This is a genomic window from Pseudomonas sp. BF-R-01 (assembly GCF_019946615.1).
Lineage (GTDB): Bacteria > Pseudomonadota > Gammaproteobacteria > Pseudomonadales > Pseudomonadaceae > Aquipseudomonas > Aquipseudomonas migulae.
The window spans coordinates 1-17,957 of record NZ_JAGYFX010000008.1 but is presented as its reverse complement, the minus strand read 5'-3'; the positions used below and the strand labels follow the sequence as shown (position 1 = coordinate 17,957).

Annotated in this window: 19 protein-coding genes; 9 read left to right on the top strand and 10 right to left on the bottom strand. The window is 60.3% G+C overall.

What is annotated here, in order from left to right; all coding sequences use genetic code 11:
- Positions 1-143 precede the first annotated feature (143 nt).
- Positions 144-662, top strand: a complete 519-nt coding sequence (locus KGB27_RS05480) for an Hcp family type VI secretion system effector (protein WP_032832632.1) — start codon at positions 144-146, stop codon at positions 660-662.
- 185 nt (positions 663-847) lie between these two features.
- Here KGB27_RS05480 and KGB27_RS05475 read toward each other — a convergent pair whose 3' ends face one another.
- The 4 genes from KGB27_RS05475 to glyQ all read right to left on the bottom strand — a co-directional run bounded on the left by KGB27_RS05475 (position 848) and on the right by glyQ (position 5,254).
- Entirely contained in the window at positions 848-1,627 is a 780-nt protein-coding gene (locus tag KGB27_RS05475) for a lysophospholipid acyltransferase family protein (protein ID WP_008027562.1), read from the bottom strand.
- Between the two features lie 82 nt (positions 1,628-1,709).
- Positions 1,710-2,243: a D-glycero-beta-D-manno-heptose 1,7-bisphosphate 7-phosphatase gene (gmhB, locus tag KGB27_RS05470; RefSeq protein ID WP_223553496.1), complete on the bottom strand. Its 534-nt coding sequence runs from the start codon at positions 2,241-2,243 to the stop codon at positions 1,710-1,712.
- 6 nt (positions 2,244-2,249) lie between these two features.
- Positions 2,250-4,304 (bottom strand): glycine--tRNA ligase subunit beta, encoded by a 2,055-nt coding sequence (gene glyS, locus KGB27_RS05465; protein WP_008027567.1) that lies wholly within the window; start codon positions 4,302-4,304, stop codon positions 2,250-2,252.
- Positions 4,301-5,254 (bottom strand): glycine--tRNA ligase subunit alpha, encoded by a 954-nt coding sequence (glyQ, locus tag KGB27_RS05460; protein WP_003213601.1) that lies wholly within the window; start codon positions 5,252-5,254, stop codon positions 4,301-4,303. Before glyQ ends, glyS begins: the two co-directional genes overlap by 4 nt.
- 81 nt (positions 5,255-5,335) lie before the next feature.
- On the opposite strand from glyQ, the gene tag reads away from it, so the two are divergent.
- The 3 genes from tag to KGB27_RS05445 all read left to right on the top strand — a co-directional run bounded on the left by tag (position 5,336) and on the right by KGB27_RS05445 (position 7,222).
- The gene (gene tag / locus KGB27_RS05455) at positions 5,336-5,893 is read left to right on the top strand and encodes a DNA-3-methyladenine glycosylase I (protein ID WP_223434177.1); all 558 of its coding nucleotides are present in this window, start codon (positions 5,336-5,338) and stop codon (positions 5,891-5,893) included.
- 40 nt (positions 5,894-5,933) lie between these two features.
- Positions 5,934-6,821, top strand: coding sequence for a lysophospholipid acyltransferase (locus KGB27_RS05450; RefSeq protein WP_192228140.1), 888 nt, complete (start codon positions 5,934-5,936; stop codon positions 6,819-6,821).
- A gap of 161 nt (positions 6,822-6,982) precedes the next feature.
- Positions 6,983-7,222, top strand: a complete 240-nt coding sequence (locus tag KGB27_RS05445; protein ID WP_008027574.1) for a PilZ domain-containing protein — start codon at positions 6,983-6,985, stop codon at positions 7,220-7,222.
- On the opposite strand, the gene KGB27_RS05440 is transcribed toward KGB27_RS05445, so the two are convergent.
- From KGB27_RS05440 to def, 5 genes are all read right to left on the bottom strand, one after another.
- The gene (locus KGB27_RS05440; RefSeq protein WP_223553493.1) at positions 7,223-7,537 is read right to left on the bottom strand and encodes a tetratricopeptide repeat protein; all 315 of its coding nucleotides are present in this window, start codon (positions 7,535-7,537) and stop codon (positions 7,223-7,225) included. It abuts the gene before it with no gap.
- Positions 7,538-7,653: 116 nt separating this feature from the next.
- Positions 7,654-9,027 (bottom strand): Trk system potassium transporter TrkA, encoded by a 1,374-nt coding sequence (gene trkA / locus KGB27_RS05435; RefSeq protein ID WP_008027578.1) that lies wholly within the window; start codon positions 9,025-9,027, stop codon positions 7,654-7,656.
- A gap of 22 nt (positions 9,028-9,049) precedes the next feature.
- The gene (rsmB, locus tag KGB27_RS05430) at positions 9,050-10,360 is read right to left on the bottom strand and encodes a 16S rRNA (cytosine(967)-C(5))-methyltransferase RsmB (RefSeq protein ID WP_223553491.1); all 1,311 of its coding nucleotides are present in this window, start codon (positions 10,358-10,360) and stop codon (positions 9,050-9,052) included.
- Entirely contained in the window at positions 10,357-11,316 is a 960-nt protein-coding gene (fmt, locus tag KGB27_RS05425; RefSeq protein ID WP_223553489.1) for a methionyl-tRNA formyltransferase, read from the bottom strand. The genes rsmB and fmt overlap by 4 nt, the downstream gene beginning before the upstream one ends.
- Before the next feature lie 71 nt (positions 11,317-11,387).
- Positions 11,388-11,894, bottom strand: a complete 507-nt coding sequence (gene def, locus KGB27_RS05420) for a peptide deformylase (protein WP_008027583.1) — start codon at positions 11,892-11,894, stop codon at positions 11,388-11,390.
- Between the two features lie 171 nt (positions 11,895-12,065).
- On the opposite strand from def, the gene KGB27_RS05415 reads away from it, so the two are divergent.
- The 3 genes from KGB27_RS05415 to KGB27_RS05405 all read left to right on the top strand — a co-directional run bounded on the left by KGB27_RS05415 (position 12,066) and on the right by KGB27_RS05405 (position 14,884).
- Positions 12,066-13,091 (top strand): LysM peptidoglycan-binding domain-containing protein, encoded by a 1,026-nt coding sequence (locus KGB27_RS05415; protein WP_223553487.1) that lies wholly within the window; start codon positions 12,066-12,068, stop codon positions 13,089-13,091.
- 80 nt (positions 13,092-13,171) lie between these two features.
- Positions 13,172-14,272, top strand: coding sequence for a DNA-processing protein DprA (dprA, locus tag KGB27_RS05410; protein WP_223553485.1), 1,101 nt, complete (start codon positions 13,172-13,174; stop codon positions 14,270-14,272).
- Between the two features lie 54 nt (positions 14,273-14,326).
- A complete protein-coding gene (locus KGB27_RS05405) occupies positions 14,327-14,884 on the top strand; it encodes an L-threonylcarbamoyladenylate synthase (protein WP_192228136.1) in 558 nt (185 codons plus the stop codon).
- Positions 14,885-14,973: 89 nt separating this feature from the next.
- Here KGB27_RS05405 and KGB27_RS05400 read toward each other — a convergent pair whose 3' ends face one another.
- On the bottom strand, positions 14,974-15,951 hold the full coding sequence (locus KGB27_RS05400; RefSeq protein WP_223553483.1) for an NADPH:quinone reductase: 978 nt from the start codon (positions 15,949-15,951) through the stop codon (positions 14,974-14,976).
- Between the two features lie 180 nt (positions 15,952-16,131).
- Here KGB27_RS05400 and hemF point away from each other — a divergent pair, with 180 nt between their 5' ends.
- Together hemF and aroE are read left to right on the top strand one after the other, a co-directional pair.
- A complete protein-coding gene (gene hemF, locus KGB27_RS05395) occupies positions 16,132-17,046 on the top strand; it encodes an oxygen-dependent coproporphyrinogen oxidase (protein WP_223553481.1) in 915 nt (304 codons plus the stop codon).
- 9 nt (positions 17,047-17,055) lie between these two features.
- On the top strand, positions 17,056-17,877 hold the full coding sequence (aroE, locus tag KGB27_RS05390; protein ID WP_223553479.1) for a shikimate dehydrogenase: 822 nt from the start codon (positions 17,056-17,058) through the stop codon (positions 17,875-17,877).
- Positions 17,878-17,957: the final 80 nt, after the last annotated feature.

Genomic DNA, 17,957 nt, shown 5'->3' with positions numbered 1-17,957 from the left:
TGGAACGCAGGCGTTTTGCCTCGGATCCTCACAGATAAGTCCTACATACGCTATCCCGAGTGCTCTTTATCCTACAGCCTCTTCGTCAAGTGTATGACTGACGGGAGCTATCATTTTTGGGATATCGAACAGGGAATGCAGTTATGCCAACACCCGCGTATTTAGTTATAAATGGAAATCGGCAAGGGATGATTACTGCCGGGACATTTACTCCGGAGTCGGTTGGTAACGTCTATCAGGAGGGGCACGAAGACCAAATCCTGGTCCAGGCATTCAGTCACCAAATTATCATTCCGAGAGATCCCCAATCGGGTCAGCCAACGGGCCAGCGTGTGCATAAGCCGCTGATGATCTCAAAGGTATTTGATAAATCATCACCGTTGATTTTTAACGCGTTAACGAGCGGAGAAGTGTTGAATAGCTGCCATATCGCTTGGTATCGGACTTCGTCGGCGGGGAAACAGGAACATTACTTCAGCATCGAGCTGGAAGACGCAGTGATCGTCGATGTGCAGACAAGAATGCCAAGCTGCCAGGATCCCAATATGGCCCACTTTACGCATCTCGAAGACGTGTATTTCACCTACCGAAAAATCACCTGGACTCACGAAGCCTGTGGTACTTCCGGTTCTGATGACTGGCGTGCTCCGATTATCAGCTAAGCCTCGCTGCTCAATTCGCAGGCATAAAAAAACCGGCTATATCAGCCGGTTTTTTTACGTCCGAAAAAAACTTATGCACCTTTTTCCATATTTTATGAGCTTAAGAAATATGTATATAAATCATAAGCTTACAAACTAAATACGTTACTTTTCAGCAAAACGGTACACAGGTTATCCACAGAATCTCAGACAGCCATCTGATCATTGGCAGCCGGTGCTTGCGGAGCGGGTGGGAGCGAGCCCATTTCCCGTTGCATCTGCTCGTTCCAGGCCTGAACCCGGTCATTGAGGTTGGCAATCGCGCGGGGGCCACTGCCTTCGGCGTACATCGGCTCGCCGATGATCACAGTGATGACGCCCTGCTTCTTGGCCCAACCGGTTTTCGGCCAGAATTTGCCGGCATTGTGCGCAATCGGCAGCACCGGAAGTTCGGCGTTGACGGCTAACGCCGTACCACCTCGTGAGAATTTTCCGATGGTGCCGTAAGGGACCCGCGTTCCTTCAGGGAATATCAGTACCCAGACGCCATCCTTCAGCAGTTCATCGCCCTGCTTCGCTACATGTTTGAGCGCGGCCTTCGGGTTGTCGCGGTCGATGGCGATCGGCCGCAGCATGGCCATGGCCCAACCGAAGAACGGTACAAACAGCAATGAACGCTTCAGTACCTGGCTCAACGGCTCGAAATAGGCCGAGAGGAAGAACGTCTCCCAGGTGCTCTGGTGGTTCGACTGAATCACGCAGGGCTGGTCTGGCACGTTCTCGGCACCTTTCACTTCGTAGCTGATGCCCAGAAAGACTTTGCTCAGCCACAAGGCGCAACGGCACCAGTACACGTTGATAAAACGATAGCGCGCCTTGAACGGCAGAAAAGGCGCGATAAAAAAGCTCAGGCTGCACCAAAGCAAGGAGCTGGTGCCCAGCAGCAGGTAAAAGAGGAAGGTTCTGATGGCCTGCAATATCGACATGGCGACGTTTACCGTGCGGGCTCTGCCCGTCTATATAAAGCGCACTCCCGATCAATCCTTGGTCAGGAATCTCGAAAACGCTCTAATTGTGGATAAGTTCTGCGGCAATCGCCGCGAGATCGTCAAAAATCAAAGTGCCTACCGGTAGGGTTTTGCCCAAAGTCTTTTCGCCTTTCCCGGTCTTTACCAAAACTGGCTGAGAATCGACGGCTTTGGCGGCTTCCAGGTCACCAAGACTGTCGCCGACGAACCATAGATTAGTCAGCGATACGTTGTAATGCGTGGCGATGGTTTTCAGCATCCCGGGTTTTGGCTTGCGGCAATCGCAGCCTTCGTCCGGCCCGTGCGGGCAATAGACGATCAGCCCGACTTCACCGCCCTGCTCCGCCACCAACGAGCGCAAGCGCTCGTGCATGGCGTCCAGGGTGGCGACGTCGTAATAGCCGCGAGCGATGCCGGACTGGTTGGTAGCGACTGCTACCGTCCAGCCGGCCTTGCTCAACTGCGTGATGGCTTCGATCGAACCGGGGAGCGGTTTCCACTCCTCCACCGACTTGATGTAAGCGTCGGAGTCGTAATTGATCACCCCGTCCCGATCGAGAATCAGCAGTTTCAAACAGTCTTACCCCAGCAACGAAATATCGGCGACGCCGAGGAACAAGCCACGCAGACGCGCCAGCAGCGCATAGCGGTTGGCACGGACCTTGGCATCTTCAGCGTTGACCATGACGGCTTCGAAGAAAGCATCCACAGGCTCGCGCAAGGCTGCCAGACGTGCCAGCGACTCGCTGTACTGACGCGCAGCTGCCATCGGTTGAACCGCTTGGTCTGCCTGTTGAATCGCCGAGTACAGGGAGAATTCGTTGGCGTTGTCGAAGTACTTGGCTTCAACGACTGTAGGAACAGAACCTTCGACCTTGCTCAGCAAGTTCGAAACGCGCTTGTTCACTGCAGCGAGGGCCGCCGCTTCAGGCAATTTGCGGAACGCTTCCACCGCTTGTACGCGCTGATCGAAGTCCAGCGCCGAACCTGGCTTCAGGGCACGAACCGACAGGTAAGTCGCCACGTCCACGCCTTCATCTTCGTAACGGGCACGCAGACGGTCGAACACGAATTCCAGTACCGAGTCGGCCAGGCCAGCAGCCTTGACCTTGGCGCCGAACGCATTTACGGCAAAGGCCACGGCGTCGTTCAGGTCGAGGTCGAGCTTCTTGTCGATCAGGATGCGCAATACGCCCAGTGCAGCACGGCGCAGGGCATACGGGTCTTTGCTACCGGTTGGCAGCATGCCGATCCCGAAGATACCGACCAGCGTGTCGAGTTTGTCGGCGATGGCCACGGCCGCACCGGTCAGGGTGGTCGGCAGTTCAGCACCGGCACCGCGCGGCATGTATTGCTCGTTCAGCGCCAGCGCGACTTCTTCCGGCTCGCCATCGTTCAGGGCGTAGTAGTAACCGGCGACGCCTTGCATTTCCGGGAACTCACCGACCATCTCGGTCGCCAGGTCGCACTTGGACAGCAGGCCGGCACGGGAAGCCCATGCGGCGTTGCCGCCAATGCGTTGCGCGATGAACGCAGCAAGCTTGGAAACGCGCTCGGCCTTGTCGTAGACGCTGCCGAGTTTTTCCTGGAACACCACGTTTTGCAGGCGCAGGTTGAAGTCTTCGAGTTTCTGCTTCTTGTCTTGCTTGAAGAAGAACTCGGCGTCGGTCAGGCGTGGGCGAACCACTTTCTCGTTACCGGCGATGATTTGCTGCGGGTCTTTGCTTTCGATGTTGGCCACGGTAATGAAACGTGGCAGCAACTTGCCGTCGGCATCCAGCAGGCAGAAATACTTCTGGTTGTCCTGCATGGTGGTGATCAGCGCTTCTTGCGGCACGTCGAGGAAACGCTCTTCGAACGAGCACACCAGCGGCACCGGCCATTCAACCAGCGCGGTCACTTCGTCGAGCAGGGCTGGCGGAACGATCGCCGTGCCTTCCTGCATCGTCGCCAGTTCTTCGGTGCGCTTGCTGATAATCGCGCGACGCTCGTTGGCATCGGCCAGAACGTAAGCGGCACGCAAGTCGGTCAGGTAGTTGGCCGGCGAGGTGATGCGTACGCTTTGCGGGTGATGGAAGCGGTGACCACGGGAGTCGCGGCCGGCCTTCTGGGCGAGGATCGTGCAATCGATGACCTGGTCACCGAGCAGCATGACCAGCCATTGGGTCGGACGAACGAATTCTTCCTTGCGCGCACCCCAGCGCATGCGCTTCGGGATCGGCAGGTCATTCAGGGAATCTTCGACGATGGTCGGCAGCAGGCTTGCGGTCGGCTTGCCGGCGATGCTCTGGCTGTAACGCAGTTTCGGACCGCTCTGATCGATTTCGCTCAGCTCTACGCCGCACTTCTTGGCGAAACCCAGTGCAGCTTGAGTCGGGTTGCCTTCGGCATCGAACGCCGCCTGACGTGGCGGGCCGTCGAGGTTGATGCTGCGATCCGGTTGCTGGGTAGCCAGCGCGGTGATCAGCACAGCCAGACGACGCGGCGCGGCGTAGACGGTTTTGGTCTCGTAGTTCAGGCCAGCGGCTTGCAGGCCTTTGTCGATACCGGCCAGGAACGCTTCGGCCAAGGTGTTCAGGGCCTTGGGTGGCAGTTCTTCGGTGCCCAGTTCAACCAGGAAATCTTGAGCACTCATTGTGCAGCCTCCAGCTTGGCCAGTACTTCATCACGCAGGTCCGGGGTCGCCATCGGGAAGCCCAGCTTGGCGCGAGCCAGCAGGTAGGCTTGCGCAACGGAACGCGCCAGGGTGCGCACACGCAGGATGTATTGCTGACGCGCAGTCACCGAGATCGCCCGGCGCGCATCCAGCAGGTTGAAGGTGTGGGACGCCTTCAACACCATTTCGTAGCTCGGCAACGGCAGCGGCTGGTCGAGTTCGATCAGGCGCTTGGCTTCGCTTTCGTAGAAGTCGAACAGTTCGAACAGCTTCTCGACGTTGGCGTGTTCGAAGTTGTAGGTCGATTGCTCCACTTCGTTCTGGTGGAACACGTCGCCGTAGGTCACTTTGCCGAACGGACCGTCAGCCCAGACCAGGTCGTAGACCGAGTCCACGCCTTGCAGGTACATGGCCAGACGCTCGAGGCCGTAAGTGATCTCACCGGTCACCGGGTAGCACTCGATGCCGCCCGCCTGCTGGAAGTAAGTGAACTGCGTCACTTCCATGCCGTTGAGCCAGACTTCCCAGCCCAGACCCCAGGCGCCCAGGGTCGGCGATTCCCAGTTGTCTTCGACGAAGCGAATGTCGTGGACCAACGGGTCCAGGCCGACATGCTTGAGGGAGCCCAGGTACAGTTCCTGGAAGTTGTCCGGGTTCGGCTTCAGAACCACCTGGAACTGATAGTAGTGCTGCAGACGGTTCGGGTTTTCGCCGTAGCGGCCGTCAGTCGGGCGACGACTGGGCTGCACATAAGCGGCGTTCCAGGTTTCCGGGCCGATGGCGCGCAGAAACGTGGCTGTGTGGAAAGTCCCGGCGCCTACTTCCATATCGTAGGGCTGAAGTACCACGCAACCTTGCTCGGCCCAGTATTGCTGGAGGGCGAGGATCAAGTCTTGGAAGGTACGCACGGCTGGCGTAGGCTGGCTCACGAAATTCACCTGTTTCTTGGGCTGCGATTTAAAGAGCGGGAGTATACCCGATTCATTGCTGCGCACGCCCCCTGGAGCCTTATGCCACGCTGCTTTTGGTGTTCCGAAGATCCGCTGTACATGGCTTATCACGACCAGGAGTGGGGCACGCCGCTACGCGATGCGCAGGGTTTGTTCGAGTTGCTTTTGCTCGAAGGGTTCCAGGCCGGCCTTTCCTGGATCACCGTGTTGCGTAAACGCGAGCGATATCGCGAGGTGCTGTTCGGCTTCGATGTACAGCGCGTGGCGCAAATGAGCGACGCCGAAATCGATGAATTGATGCTCGATCCCGGGATCATCCGCAATCGCCTCAAACTCAACGCCGCCCGGCGCAATGCCCAGGCCTGGCTGGCGCTTGAAGACCCGGTCGAGTTTCTCTGGTCTTTCGTTGGCGGTACGCCTGTGATCAATCATTTCAAAGATCGCACCGAAGTCCCGGCGGTCACGCCAGTCGCCGTGGAAATGAGCAAAGGCCTGAAAAAAGCCGGCTTCACCTTCGTCGGCCCGACCATTTGCTACGCGTTGATGCAGGCCTCGGGGATGGTCATGGACCACACCCAGGATTGCGATCGCTACGCGACCTTGTCGATCGGCGGTTAGAATAGCCGCCTCGCGCACAGCACAAGATCAGGAGTGACCTGTGGATAAGTTGAAAGGCGCCTTGCTGGTAGGCGCTCTGCGGCTGTTTGCCCTGCTTCCCTGGCGAGCAGTGCAGGTGGTTGGCTCGGCCATTGGCTGGGTAATGTGGAAAACCCCTAACCGTTCCCGTGATGTGGTGCGGATCAATCTGGCCAAGTGTTTTCCGGAGATGGACCCTGCCGAGCGCGAGCGCCTGGTCGGCCAGAGCCTGAAAGACATCGGAAAATCACTGACCGAAAGTGCCTGCGCGTGGATCTGGCCGGCACAGCGTTCCATCGATCTGGTGCGCGAAGTCGAAGGGCTCGACGTCTTGAAAGACGCCCTCGCCTCCGGCAAAGGTGTGGTCGGCATCACCAGCCACCTCGGCAACTGGGAAGTGTTGAACCACTTCTATTGCAGCCAGTGCAAACCGATCATTTTCTATCGCCCGCCAAAGCTCAAGGCTGTGGATGAATTGTTGCGCAAGCAGCGAGTGCAACTGGGTAACAGGGTCGCCGCCTCCACCAAGGAAGGCATCCTCAGCGTCATCAAGGAAGTGCGCAAAGGTGGTGCAGTGGGCATTCCCGCTGACCCGGAACCGGCCGAATCCGCCGGGATCTTCGTGCCGTTCTTCGCTACTCAGGCACTGACCAGCAAGTTTGTACCGAACATGCTGGCAGGCGGCAAAGCGGTTGGCGTGTTCCTGCACGCCCTGCGGCTGCCGGACGGTTCGGGCTACAAAGTGATCCTCGAAGCGGCGCCAGAGGCCATGTACAGCACTGATACCGAGACGTCCTGCGCAGCCATGAGCAAGGTGGTCGAGCGTTATGTGCGGGCGTATCCGAGCCAGTACATGTGGAGCATGAAGCGCTTCAAGAAGCGGCCGCCGGGTGAAGAGCGCTGGTATTGAGTTGATTGGCATGATCTGTGGATAACTTGAACCTGTAGGAGCGAGGCTTGCCCGCGAAGGCGATATCACATCCAACCTCAATGTTGAATGTAATGGCCTCTTCGCGAGCAAGCTTCGCTCCTACAAGTTATCCACAACTGTTCATAAAAAGGGCGCAGAAGATGTCCGAACACCGCAAATCGTTTCGCATCAAGATCAGTCACGAAAGCTTCGGCGAATGCCTTGGCCAGACCCGAAATCTCTCGACCACGGGCGTCTACGTCAAGCATCCGGGCTTGTCGGCGTTGCCCAAGGGGGCGGTGGTCTATGGTCAGGTACAGGATTTACCCACAGGCGCGCCGCGGGTTCGCATGGAAGTGGTGCTGGTAGACGCTGACGGCATTGGCCTGCGCTACCTCTGATCAGTGCGCCTGGCGCTCAAGCTTCTTCAGGAACACCGTCATCTCCTTCTCCGCCTGCTTGTCGCCGTGAGCACGAGCAGCTTCCAGACCCTGCTCCCACGCCTGACGCGCGGCCGGATAGTCCGCCAGCGCCAGATGAGCCTTGCCCAACAGCTTCCAGGCCGCTGAATACTTCGGGTCGAATTCGACGCAACGCTGGAAATGCTCGGCAGCCTTGGTGTTTTCCCCAAGATCCAGATACCCCTTGCCGAGGCCGAAGCGCAGCAATGAGTTATCCACACCCTTGGCGAGCATTTTTTCCAGGGATTCGATCATGGTGCACCTCGGTTTTTGGGGGAGCTTCGGAATCGCCTTCGCGGGCAAGCCTCGCTCCTACAGGGATATGCATGTTACCTGTAGGAGCGAGGCTTGCCCGCGAAGAGGCCTTCGGATCAGAAAAAACTCAGGCCCACATGGAACAACTTCTCCACATCCCGAATATGCTTCTTATCCACAAGGAACAGAATCACATGGTCGCCCGCCGCGATCACCGTGTCATCGTGGGCAATGATCACTTCTTCATCACGAATGATCGCGCCAATCGTGGTGCCCGGCGGCAGACCGATGTTCTCGATGGCCTTGCCGATCACCTTGCTCGACTTCGCATCGCCATGGGCAATGGCCTCGATGGCCTCCGCCGCACCACGGCGCAATGAATGCACGCTGACGATGTCGCCGCGCCGCACGTGGGCCAGCAAGGTGCCGATGGTCGCCAGTTGCGGGCTGATGGCGATGTCGATGTCGCCACCCTGGATCAAGTCGACGTAAGCCGGGTTGTTGATGATCGTCATCACCTTCTTCGCGCCCAGGCGCTTGGCCAGCAGCGACGACATGATGTTGGCTTCGTCATCGTTGGTCAGCGCCAGGAAGATGTCGGCGTCGGCGATGTTCTCTTCCATCAGCAAATCGCGGTCGGAGGCACTGCCTTGCAGGACCACGGTGCTGTCGAGGGTGTCTGAGAGATGGCGGCAGCGGGCCGGGTTCATCTCGATGATCTTCACCTGATAACGACTTTCGATGGCCTCGGCCAGACGCTCACCGATCTGCCCGCCCCCGGCGATGACGATGCGCTTGTAGCTCTCATCGAGGCGGCGCATTTCGCTCATTACTGCGCGAATATTCGCCTTGGCGGCGATGAAAAATACTTCGTCGTCCGCCTCGATCACCGTATCGCCCTGAGGCAGGATCGGCCGGTCACGGCGGAAAATCGCCGCTACGCGGGTTTCGACATTCGGCATGTGTTCACGCAACTGACGCAGTTGCTGACCCACCAGCGGTCCGCCGTAGTACGCCTTCACCGCGACCAATTGTGCTTTGCCTTCGGCGAAGTCGATCACCTGCAACGCACCCGGATGCTGGATCAGGCGTTTGATGTAGTTGGTGACCACTTGTTCCGGGCTGATCAGCACATCCACCGGAATCGCTTCGTTATCGAACAGCTCGGAGCGCGTGAGGTACGCGGCTTCACGGACGCGGGCGATCTTGGTCGGGGTGTGGAACAGGGTGTGGGCGACCTGACAGGCGACCATGTTGGTTTCGTCACTGTTGGTCACCGCCACCAGCATGTCGGCATCGTCCGCGCCGGCCTGGCGCAGCACCGTCGGCAGCGAGCCGCGGCCTTGCACGGTACGGATGTCCAACCGGTCGCCGAGGTCGCGCAGGCGTTCGCCATCGGTGTCGACCACGGTGATGTCGTTGGCCTCGCTGGCCAAGTGTTCCGCCAGCGAACCGCCGACCTGCCCTGCGCCGAGGATGATGATTTTCATCCAGTCACTCCCTTAAAACCGGTTAACCGCGCGCGGCGGCGATCTTGATCAGCTTGGCGTAATAGAACCCGTCGTGGCCGCCTTCCTGTGCCAGCAGCTGGCGACCGTGGGGCTGCTTGATACCGGCCGTGGTGGCGAGGTCCAGCTCACGAGCGCCCGGCGTGCGAGCGAGGAAGGCTTCGATGACTTCGGTGTTCTCGGTCGGCAACGTGGAACAGGTGGCGTAAAGCAGAATCCCGCCCACCTCCAGAGTTATCCACATGGCATCCAGCAACTCGCCTTGCAGCACTGCCAGCGCGGCGATGTCATCCGGTTGGCGAGTCAGCTTGATGTCCGGGTGACGACGGATCACGCCGGTGGCCGAGCATGGCGCATCGAGCAGGATGCGTTGGAACGGTTTGCCATCCCACCAGGTGGCCGTGTCGCGGCCGTCGGCGGCGATCAGTTCGGCGCTCAGGCCCAGGCGTGCGAGGTTTTCTCGCACACGCACCAGACGCTTGGCTTCCAGATCCACGGCGACGACGCCCGCCAGTGCAGGTTCGGCTTCGAGGATGTGGCAGGTCTTGCCGCCCGGTGCGCAGCAGGCGTCGAGCACTCGCTGGCCCGGCGCCAGGTCGAGCAGGTCGGCGGCCAGTTGCGCCGCTTCGTCCTGCACGCTGATCCAGCCTTCGGCGAAGCCTGGCAGGCTGCGTACGTCGGCGGCGGCGTCGAGAATGATGCCGTCCCGGCTGTAAACACACGGTGTGGCGGCAATGCCGGCGTCGGTCAGCAAGCCAAGATAGGCATCGCGGCTGTGATGGCGACGGTTGACCCGCAAAATCATCGGCGGATGCGCGTTGTTCGCCGCGCAAATGGCTTCCCACTGCTCAGGCCAAAACGCTTTCAGGGATTTTTGCAGCCAGCGTGGGTGGGCGGTGCGCACCACCGGGTCGTGTTCCAGCTCGGCCAGCAGCGCTTCGCTTTCACGTTGGGCGCGGCGCAACACGGCGTTGAGCAAGGCTTTGGCCCACGGCTTCTTCAGCTTGTCGGCGCAACCGACGGTTTCGCCGATGGCGGCGTGAGCCGGGACGCGGGTGTAAAGCAGTTGATAGAGACCGACCAGCAGCAACGCCTCGACATCGGCGTCGGCAGCCTTGAACGGCTTCTGCAGCAACTTGGCCGCGAGCGCCGACAAACGTGGCTGCCAGCGCGCGGTGCCGAACGCCAGGTCCTGGGTGAAGCCGCGATCGCGGTCTTCGACCTTGTCCATTTGTGTCGGCAGCGAACTGTTGAGTGAGGCTTTTCCGTTGAGAACTGCAGCAAGTGCCTTGGCGGCGGCCAGACGTGGATTCATTGAGCGTCCGCCGTTTGACCGAGCACGGTGCCGACGGCGAATTTCTCACGACGGCTGTTGAACAAATCGCTGAAGTTCAGCGCCTTGCCGCCGGGCAATTGCAGACGGGTCAGGCACAGCGCTTGCCCACCGCAAGCGACGATCAGGCCGTCCTTGCTGGCGCTGAGGATTTCACCTGGTGCGCCCTTGCCTTCGGCGAGGCTCGCGGCCAGCACTTTCAGCGCTTCACCATTCAACGTGCTGTGGGTGATCGGCCATGGATTGAAGGCGCGGACCAGACGTTCCAGCTCAATGGCCGGGCGGGTCCAGTCGATGCGCGCTTCGTCCTTGTTCAATTTGTGTGCGTAGGTGGCGAGGCTGTCGTCCTGCACTTCGCCTTCCAGCGTGCCGGCGGCGAGGCCGGCAATGGCTTGAATCACTGCCGGCGGGCCGAGTTCCGCCAGGCGGTCGTGGAGGCTGCCGCCGGTGTCTTCAGCGCTGATCGGCGTAGTGACCTTGAGCAGCATCGGCCCGGTGTCGAGGCCCAGTTCCATGCGCATCACGGTCACGCCGCTTTCGCTGTCGCCGGCTTCGACGGCGCGCTGGATCGGCGCCGCACCGCGCCAGCGTGGCAGCAACGACGCGTGGCTGTTGATGCAACCCAGGCGCGGAATATCCAGTACCACTTGCGGCAGGATCAGGCCGTAGGCGACCACCACCAGCAAGTCCGGTTTCAGCGCGGCCAGTTCGGCTTGAGCGTCTTCGTTGCGCAGGGTTGGCGGTTGCAGCACCGGGATGTTGTTTTCCAGTGCCAACTGCTTGACCGGGCTCGGCATCAGCTTTTGCCCGCGACCCGCCGGACGGTCCGGTTGGGTGTAGACCGCGACGATCTCGTAAGGGCTGTCGAGCAGGGCCTTGAGGTGTTCGGCGGCGAATTCCGGGGTGCCGGCAAAGACGATGCGCAGTGGCTCAGTCATGGGAAGCTCTCATTTACAAAGCAGTCGCAAAAGAAAAAGGCTTGCCGCAGCAAGCCTTTGAAAGGAGGGCATCAAGCGTTCTGGCGATGGAGCTTTTCCAGTTTTTTCTTGATTCGGTCACGTTTGAGATTCGACAGGTAGTCGACGAACAATTTGCCGTTGAGGTGGTCGCATTCATGCTGGATGCACACGGCGAGCAGGCCTTCGGCGATCAGTTCGTAAGGCTGGCCGTCGCGGTCCAGGGCCTTGACCTTGACCTTCTGCGGGCGATCGACGTTTTCGTAGAAACCCGGCACCGAGAGGCAGCCTTCCTGGTATTGCTCCATCTCGTCGGTCAGGGGCTCGAACTCAGGGTTGATGAACACCCGCGGTTCGGTGCGGTCTTCGGAGAGGTCCATCACGACGATACGTTTGTGCACGTTGACCTGGGTCGCGGCGAGGCCGATGCCTGGCGCTTCATACATTGTTTCAAACATATCATCGACCAACTGACGCACTTCGTCGTCCACTACGGCCACAGGTTTGGCGATAGTGCGCAGGCGCGAGTCGGGGAATTCGAGGATGTCTAAAATGGCCATAAGCTTGATTGCTGCACGTGTGAGGTAAAGTCGGGTCGATGGCCTGGCAGGTCCGAAGATGCAGGCTACCGTTGTGAAGCGTAGCTCCTTTTCTTTTAGGTAAAGAGTCGGGAGCGAGCCACGAGGGCTCTGGCGTTTCACGCGAACGCACATAATAAAGGGATTCACCGCATGAGGAAATCACTACTCGCCTTGCTCCTTCTGGCCTCGGCCGGTTTGGCGCATGGGCAAGTGCAACTCAAGGAAGGTTTTCCACAGCAATACACAGTGGCGGCGGGTGACACACTCTGGGACATCTCCGGGAAATTCCTCCGTGAGCCGTGGAAGTGGCCCGAGCTCTGGCAGGCCAATCCGCAGATCCAGAACCCCAATCTGATCTACCCCGGCGATTTGCTGTCGCTGGTCTACGTTGACGGTCAGCCGCGCCTGACCCTCAATCGCGGGGCTTCCCGGGGCACCATCAAGCTCTCGCCACGGGTGCACAGTTCGCCGGTGGCCGACGCCATCCCGAGCATTCCGTTGCAGTCGATCAACAGTTTTCTGCTGAGCAACCGCATCGTCGACAAGGTCGAGGATTTCGACAAGGCGCCTTACATCGTCGCCGGCGATGCCGAACGGGTGCTCAGCGGCACCGGCGACCGGATTTTCGCCCGCGGCCATTTCGATCCGAACCAGCCGGTCTACGGCATCTTCCGCCAAGGCAAGGTTTATACCGACCCCGAGAGCAAGGAGTTCCTGGGGATCAATGCCGACGACATCGGCGGTGGTGAAATCGTCGCTACCGAGGGTGATGTCGCGACGCTGGCACTGCAACGCACCACTCAGGAAGTTCGCCTCGGCGATCGCTTGTTCAGCGGCGAGGAACGATCGATCAACTCGACCTTCATGCCCAGTGCGCCAAAAAACCCGATCAACGGCCTGATCATTGACGTACCGCGCGGGGTTACCCAGATCGGCGCGATGGATGTCGTGACGCTGAACCGGGGCCAACGCGACGGTCTCGCCGAAGGCAACGTGTTGGTGGTGATGAAAACCGGCGAAACCGTGCGTGACCGGGTCTCCGGCCAGCCTCTGAAAATTCCCGATGAACGCGCCGGTTTGCTGATGGTGTTCCGCACCTACGACAAACTCAGTTACGGATTGGTGCTCACCGCATCGCGCTCCTTGGCAGTGATGGACAAGGTGCGAAATCCGTAAGCAGGCTCCACAAGTTACCAACAGAGTTATCCACAGCTTATTCCCGTTTGAACGGGGCTCATAACGATCAAGGATGATCCATGTCGCTGCCTGCTGTTACACCGGTTTCCCCTGCGGAACTGGAAGCCCGTTTACGTCTGCATCGTTTGCCGGAGCTCGGTCCTGCGCGTTTCAGGAAACTGCTCGAAGCCTTCGGCTCGGCGTCCAAAGCTATCAGCGCGCCGGCCAGTGCCTGGCGTTCGCTGGGCTTGCCGTTTGCTTGCGCCGAGGCTCGCCGGGCCGATGATGTCCGGGACGGCGCCAGCCACGCATTGGCCTGGCTAGACCGTCCCGGCCAGCATTTACTGATGTGGGACCAGCCTGACTACCCGGCATTGCTGGCGGAAATCAGCGACGCGCCGCCACTGCTATTCGTCGCGGGCGATCCGGGCATACTGGAAAAACCGCAATTGGCGATGGTCGGCAGTCGTCGCGCTTCCCGTCCGGGGATGGACACGGCCGCCGCGTTTTCGCGCAGTCTGGCTGGCGCCGGTTTTGTCATCACCAGCGGTCTGGCGCTGGGGATCGATGCCGCCGCGCATCAAGCCGCTCTGGACGTGGGCGGGCAAACGGTCGGCGTACTTGGCACGGGACTTGAAAAGTTTTATCCACAGCGCAACCGCAGGCTTGCCGATGCCATGATTGCGTCGGGCAGCGCGGTGCTTTCCGAGTTCCCGCTGGACGCCGGGCCTACGGCCAGCAACTTCCCGCGACGCAATCGAATCATCAGTGGTTTGTCCCTCGGTGTGCTGGTGGTCGAGGCCAGTGTCGCCAGCGGTTCCTTGATCACCGCGAGGCTGGCGGCGGAACAAGGTCGTGAGGTGTATGCGATTCCGGGATCGATCCATCATCCCGGCGCCAAGGGGTGTCATCAGCTGATTCGCGACGGCGCGATGCTGGTGGAAACCATCGAACATATCCTCGAAGCGTTGCGCGGCTGGCAGCAGTTGCCGTTAGCTATGCAGGTTCCGTCGGTGGCACATCCGCTGTTGATGCTGCTGCACGCGGCGCCGCACACCAGTGAAGCGTTGTCCGTCTCCAGCGGCTGGGCGTTGCCCAAAGTGCTGGCGGCGTTGACGGAACTGGAAATGGACGGCCGGGCGGTCTGCGAAAGCGGGCGCTGGTTTGCGCGGGTGAGCTAGGTTTTATAAGGAACATCGGTAAACTGCGCAGAGCCTTATTCCGGAGAGTTTTTCATGGTCAACAGTTGGCGTGTGCAACAAGCCGCGCAAGCCATTCGCGCAGGGGCGGTGATTGCCTATCCAACCGAGGCGGTCTGGGGCCTGGGTTGCGACCCGTGGGATGAAGAAGCGGTCGAGCGTCTGCTGATGCTAAAGGGCCGGTCGGTGGACAAGGGCCTGATTCTGGTCGCCGACAACATCCGCCAGTTCGACTTCCTGTTCGAAGACTTCCCTGAGCTGTGGATGGACCGCATGGCCAGCACTTGGCCGGGGCCGAATACCTGGCTGGTGCCGCATCGGAATCAGTTGCCGCAGTGGATTACCGGCGTGCACGAAACGGTGGCGTTGCGGGTCAGCAATCACCCGTTGGTGCGGGATTTGTGCGCATTGGTCGGGCCGTTGGTGTCAACCTCGGCCAACCCGCAGGGCCGGCCGGCGGCGCGGACGCGGATTCGCGTGGAGCAGTATTTCCGCGGGCAGCTTGATTTGATTCTTGGCGGCAACCTCGGTGGGCGCAAGAATCCGAGCGTGATTCGCGATCTGGCGACCGGGAACGTCATTCGCCCGGGTTGAGACCGCGTCATCGTTCTTCGCGGGCAAGCCTCGCTCCTACAGGGATCGCATACAAACTGTAGGAGCGAGGCTTGCCCGCGAAGAGGCCCTCAAGGCAACAAAACAGTCGAACCTGTCGTCCGCCGTGCCGACAACTCGGTCTGCGCCTTCGCCGCGTCAGCCAGTGAATACTTCTGGCTGATCTCCACCTTCAGCTTCCCGCTGATGATCATCTCAAACAACTCATCCGCCATCCGCTGCAGGTTTTCAGCGTTGTTGGCATAAGTCGCCAGTGTTGGCCGGGTCACGTACAGCGATCCCTTCGCCGACAGAATCCCCAGGTTTACCCCGTCCACCGCGCCCGATGCGTTGCCAAAACTCACCACCAGGCCCCGAGGCGCTGTGCTATCCAGCGAAGTCAGCCAGGTGTCTTTGCCGACACCGTCGTACACCACCGGGACTTTTTTGCCGTCGGTCAATTCCAGTACGCGTTGTGCGACGTTCTCGTGGCTGTAGTCGATGGTCGCCCACGCACCGTTGGCCTTTGCCAACGCGGCTTTCTCCGGCGAGCTGACCGTGCCGATCAACTTCACGCCCAGCGCCTTGGCCCATTGGCAGGCCAGCGAACCGACACCCCCGGCAGCGGCGTGAAACAGAATGGTTTCGCCACCCTTGAGTTCATAGGTCTGACGCAACAGGTACTGCACGGTGAGGCCCTTGAGCATTACCCCGGCGGCTTGTTCGAAGCTGATCGCGTCCGGCAGGTGCACCAGATTGGCTTCCGGCAATACGTGAACCTCGCTGTAGGCGCCCAATGGGCCGCTGCCGTACGCCACGCGATCACCGACCTTGAAGCGGGTGACTTCGCTGCCCACCGCCTCGACCACGCCCGCACCTTCCGAACCCACGCCCGACGGCAAGGCCGGCGGCGCATAGAGGCCGCTGCGGAAATAGGTGTCGATGAAGTTCAGGCCGATGGCCTCGTTGGTCACGCGCACTTGCTGCGGGCCGGGCTCGGCCGGTTGGTAATCCACATACTCGAGCACTTCGGGGCCGCCATGGGCGCGGAACTGGATACGCTTTGCCATCAGAACTCTCCTTAGGTCTTCAGCTACTAGAGGTGTAGTGCCAAGCGCCCTATCGAACTCCCAAGCTTGATCCCCGTCAACTGTGGCGAGTCCATCTGCAATGTTATGCTACGCGCCCATTTGCGCCGGCCCTCGCTCCCATGGAGCGCCGCGTAGTTTTGCCCGATTCAAGGTGAAGACATGACGACCCGCACCGAGGCCGTAAAAGCCTACCTGCTCGACCTGCAAGACCGCATTTGCGCTGCCCTGGAAGCCGAAGACGGCGGCACGCAATTCGTCGAAGACGCCTGGACCCGGCCTGCCGGCGGTGGCGGTCGTACCCGCGTGATCGAGAACGGCGCGGTCATCGAAAAGGGCGGCGTCAACTTTTCCCACGTGTTTGGCAGCGGTCTCCCACCGTCCGCCAGCGCCCATCGACCGGAACTGGCCGGCCGTGGCTTTGAAGCCCTGGGCGTGTCGCTGGTGATTCACCCGCACAACCCGCATGTGCCGACTTCCCACGCCAACGTGCGCTTTTTCATCGCCGAAAAAGAAGGCGAAGAACCGGTCTGGTGGTTCGGCGGCGGCTTCGACCTGACCCCTTATTACGGCAACATCGATGACTGCGTGCACTGGCACCGAGTCGCCGAGCAGGCCTGCGCGCCGTTCGGTCCGGACGTCTATTCGCGCTACAAAGCCTGGTGCGACAGCTATTTCCACATCAAGCATCGCCACGAACCGCGCGGCATCGGCGGCCTGTTCTTCGATGATTTGAACGAGTGGGATTTCGACACCAGCTTCGCTTTCATGCGTGCCATCGGTGACGCTTACATCGACGCCTACCTGCCGATCGTGCAGCGCCGCAAAAATGATGCGTTCACTACAAAACAGCGCGAATTCCAGGAATTCCGCCGTGGCCGATACGTCGAGTTCAACCTGGTTTACGACCGTGGCACGCTGTTCGGCCTGCAATCGGGTGGGCGTACCGAGTCGATCCTCATGTCGTTGCCGCCGCAAGTTCGCTGGAGCTATGACTGGAAAGCCGAGCCCGGCAGCGAAGAAGCACGCCTGACCGAGTACTTCCTGCAAGACCGCGACTGGCTGGCCCAGGCCTGAGGATTTCTGATGGATCGTTACGTCGTATTCGGTAACCCGATTGGCCACAGCAAGTCGCCGTTGATCCATCGTCTGTTCGCCGAACAGACTGCTCAGCAACTGGACTACAGCACTTCGCTGGCACCGCTCGACGATTTTTCCGACTTTGCCCGGGAGTTTTTCCTGGAAGGTTGCGGGGCGAACGTGACGGTGCCGTTCAAGGAAGAGGCGTTCCGTCTGGCCGACAGTTTGACGGCGCGAGCGCAGCGGGCTGGCGCGGTGAACACCCTGAGCAAGCTCGCCGATGGCACGCTGCTGGGCGACAACACCGATGGTGCCGGGCTGGTGCGGGACCTGACGGTCAACGCCGGTTTCAGCCTCAAGGGCAAACGCATCCTGCTGCTCGGCGCCGGCGGCGCAGTGCGCGGAGCGCTGGAGCCACTGCTGGCCGAGCAACCCGCCTCGGTGATCATCGCCAACCGCACGGTGGAAAAAGCCGAGCTGCTGGCTGAGTTGTTTGCGGATCTGGGGCCGGTGTCGGCCAGTGGTTTCGACTGGTTGCGGGAATCGGTGGACCTGATCATCAACGCGACATCGGCCAGTTTGTCGGGCGATGTACCGCCGATTGCGGGCAGTCTGATCGAGCCGGGCAAGACCGTTTGCTACGACATGATGTACGGCAAGGAACCGACCTCGTTCTGCCGTTGGGCTACGGCGCATGGCGCTGCCGTGTCGATGGATGGTTTGGGGATGCTCGCCGAACAAGCGGCAGAAGCCTTCTTGCTGTGGCGCGGTGTACGCCCGGACACCGCGCCGGTGCTGGCCGAGCTGCGCCGCCAACTCGCGGCGTAGCCCTTGTAGGAGCGAGGCTTGCCCGCGAAGTTTTTGGCGTACTTAAGGAAGCCTTCGCGGGCAAGCCTCGCTCCTACAGG

Excerpts from the sequence above, each read along its gene's own strand:
- KGB27_RS05480 (WP_032832632.1), top strand. The coding sequence starts at position 144 with ATGCCAACACCCGCGTATTTAGTTATAAATGGAAATCGGCAAGGGATG.
- KGB27_RS05475 (WP_008027562.1), bottom strand. The coding sequence starts at position 1,627 with ATGTCGATATTGCAGGCCATCAGAACCTTCCTCTTTTACCTGCTGCTG.
- glyS (WP_008027567.1), bottom strand. The coding sequence starts at position 4,304 with ATGAGTGCTCAAGATTTCCTGGTTGAACTGGGCACCGAAGAACTGCCA.
- tag (WP_223434177.1), top strand. The coding sequence starts at position 5,336 with ATGCCACGCTGCTTTTGGTGTTCCGAAGATCCGCTGTACATGGCTTAT.
- KGB27_RS05445 (WP_008027574.1), top strand. The coding sequence starts at position 6,983 with ATGTCCGAACACCGCAAATCGTTTCGCATCAAGATCAGTCACGAAAGC.
- KGB27_RS05440 (WP_223553493.1), bottom strand. The coding sequence starts at position 7,537 with ATGATCGAATCCCTGGAAAAAATGCTCGCCAAGGGTGTGGATAACTCA.
- trkA (WP_008027578.1), bottom strand. The coding sequence starts at position 9,027 with ATGAAAATCATCATCCTCGGCGCAGGGCAGGTCGGCGGTTCGCTGGCG.
- rsmB (WP_223553491.1), bottom strand. The coding sequence starts at position 10,360 with ATGAATCCACGTCTGGCCGCCGCCAAGGCACTTGCTGCAGTTCTCAAC.
- fmt (WP_223553489.1), bottom strand. The coding sequence starts at position 11,316 with ATGACTGAGCCACTGCGCATCGTCTTTGCCGGCACCCCGGAATTCGCC.
- def (WP_008027583.1), bottom strand. The coding sequence starts at position 11,894 with ATGGCCATTTTAGACATCCTCGAATTCCCCGACTCGCGCCTGCGCACT.
- KGB27_RS05415 (WP_223553487.1), top strand. The coding sequence starts at position 12,066 with ATGAGGAAATCACTACTCGCCTTGCTCCTTCTGGCCTCGGCCGGTTTG.
- dprA (WP_223553485.1), top strand. The coding sequence starts at position 13,172 with ATGTCGCTGCCTGCTGTTACACCGGTTTCCCCTGCGGAACTGGAAGCC.
- KGB27_RS05405 (WP_192228136.1), top strand. The coding sequence starts at position 14,327 with ATGGTCAACAGTTGGCGTGTGCAACAAGCCGCGCAAGCCATTCGCGCA.
- KGB27_RS05400 (WP_223553483.1), bottom strand. The coding sequence starts at position 15,951 with ATGGCAAAGCGTATCCAGTTCCGCGCCCATGGCGGCCCCGAAGTGCTC.
- hemF (WP_223553481.1), top strand. The coding sequence starts at position 16,132 with ATGACGACCCGCACCGAGGCCGTAAAAGCCTACCTGCTCGACCTGCAA.
- aroE (WP_223553479.1), top strand. The coding sequence starts at position 17,056 with ATGGATCGTTACGTCGTATTCGGTAACCCGATTGGCCACAGCAAGTCG.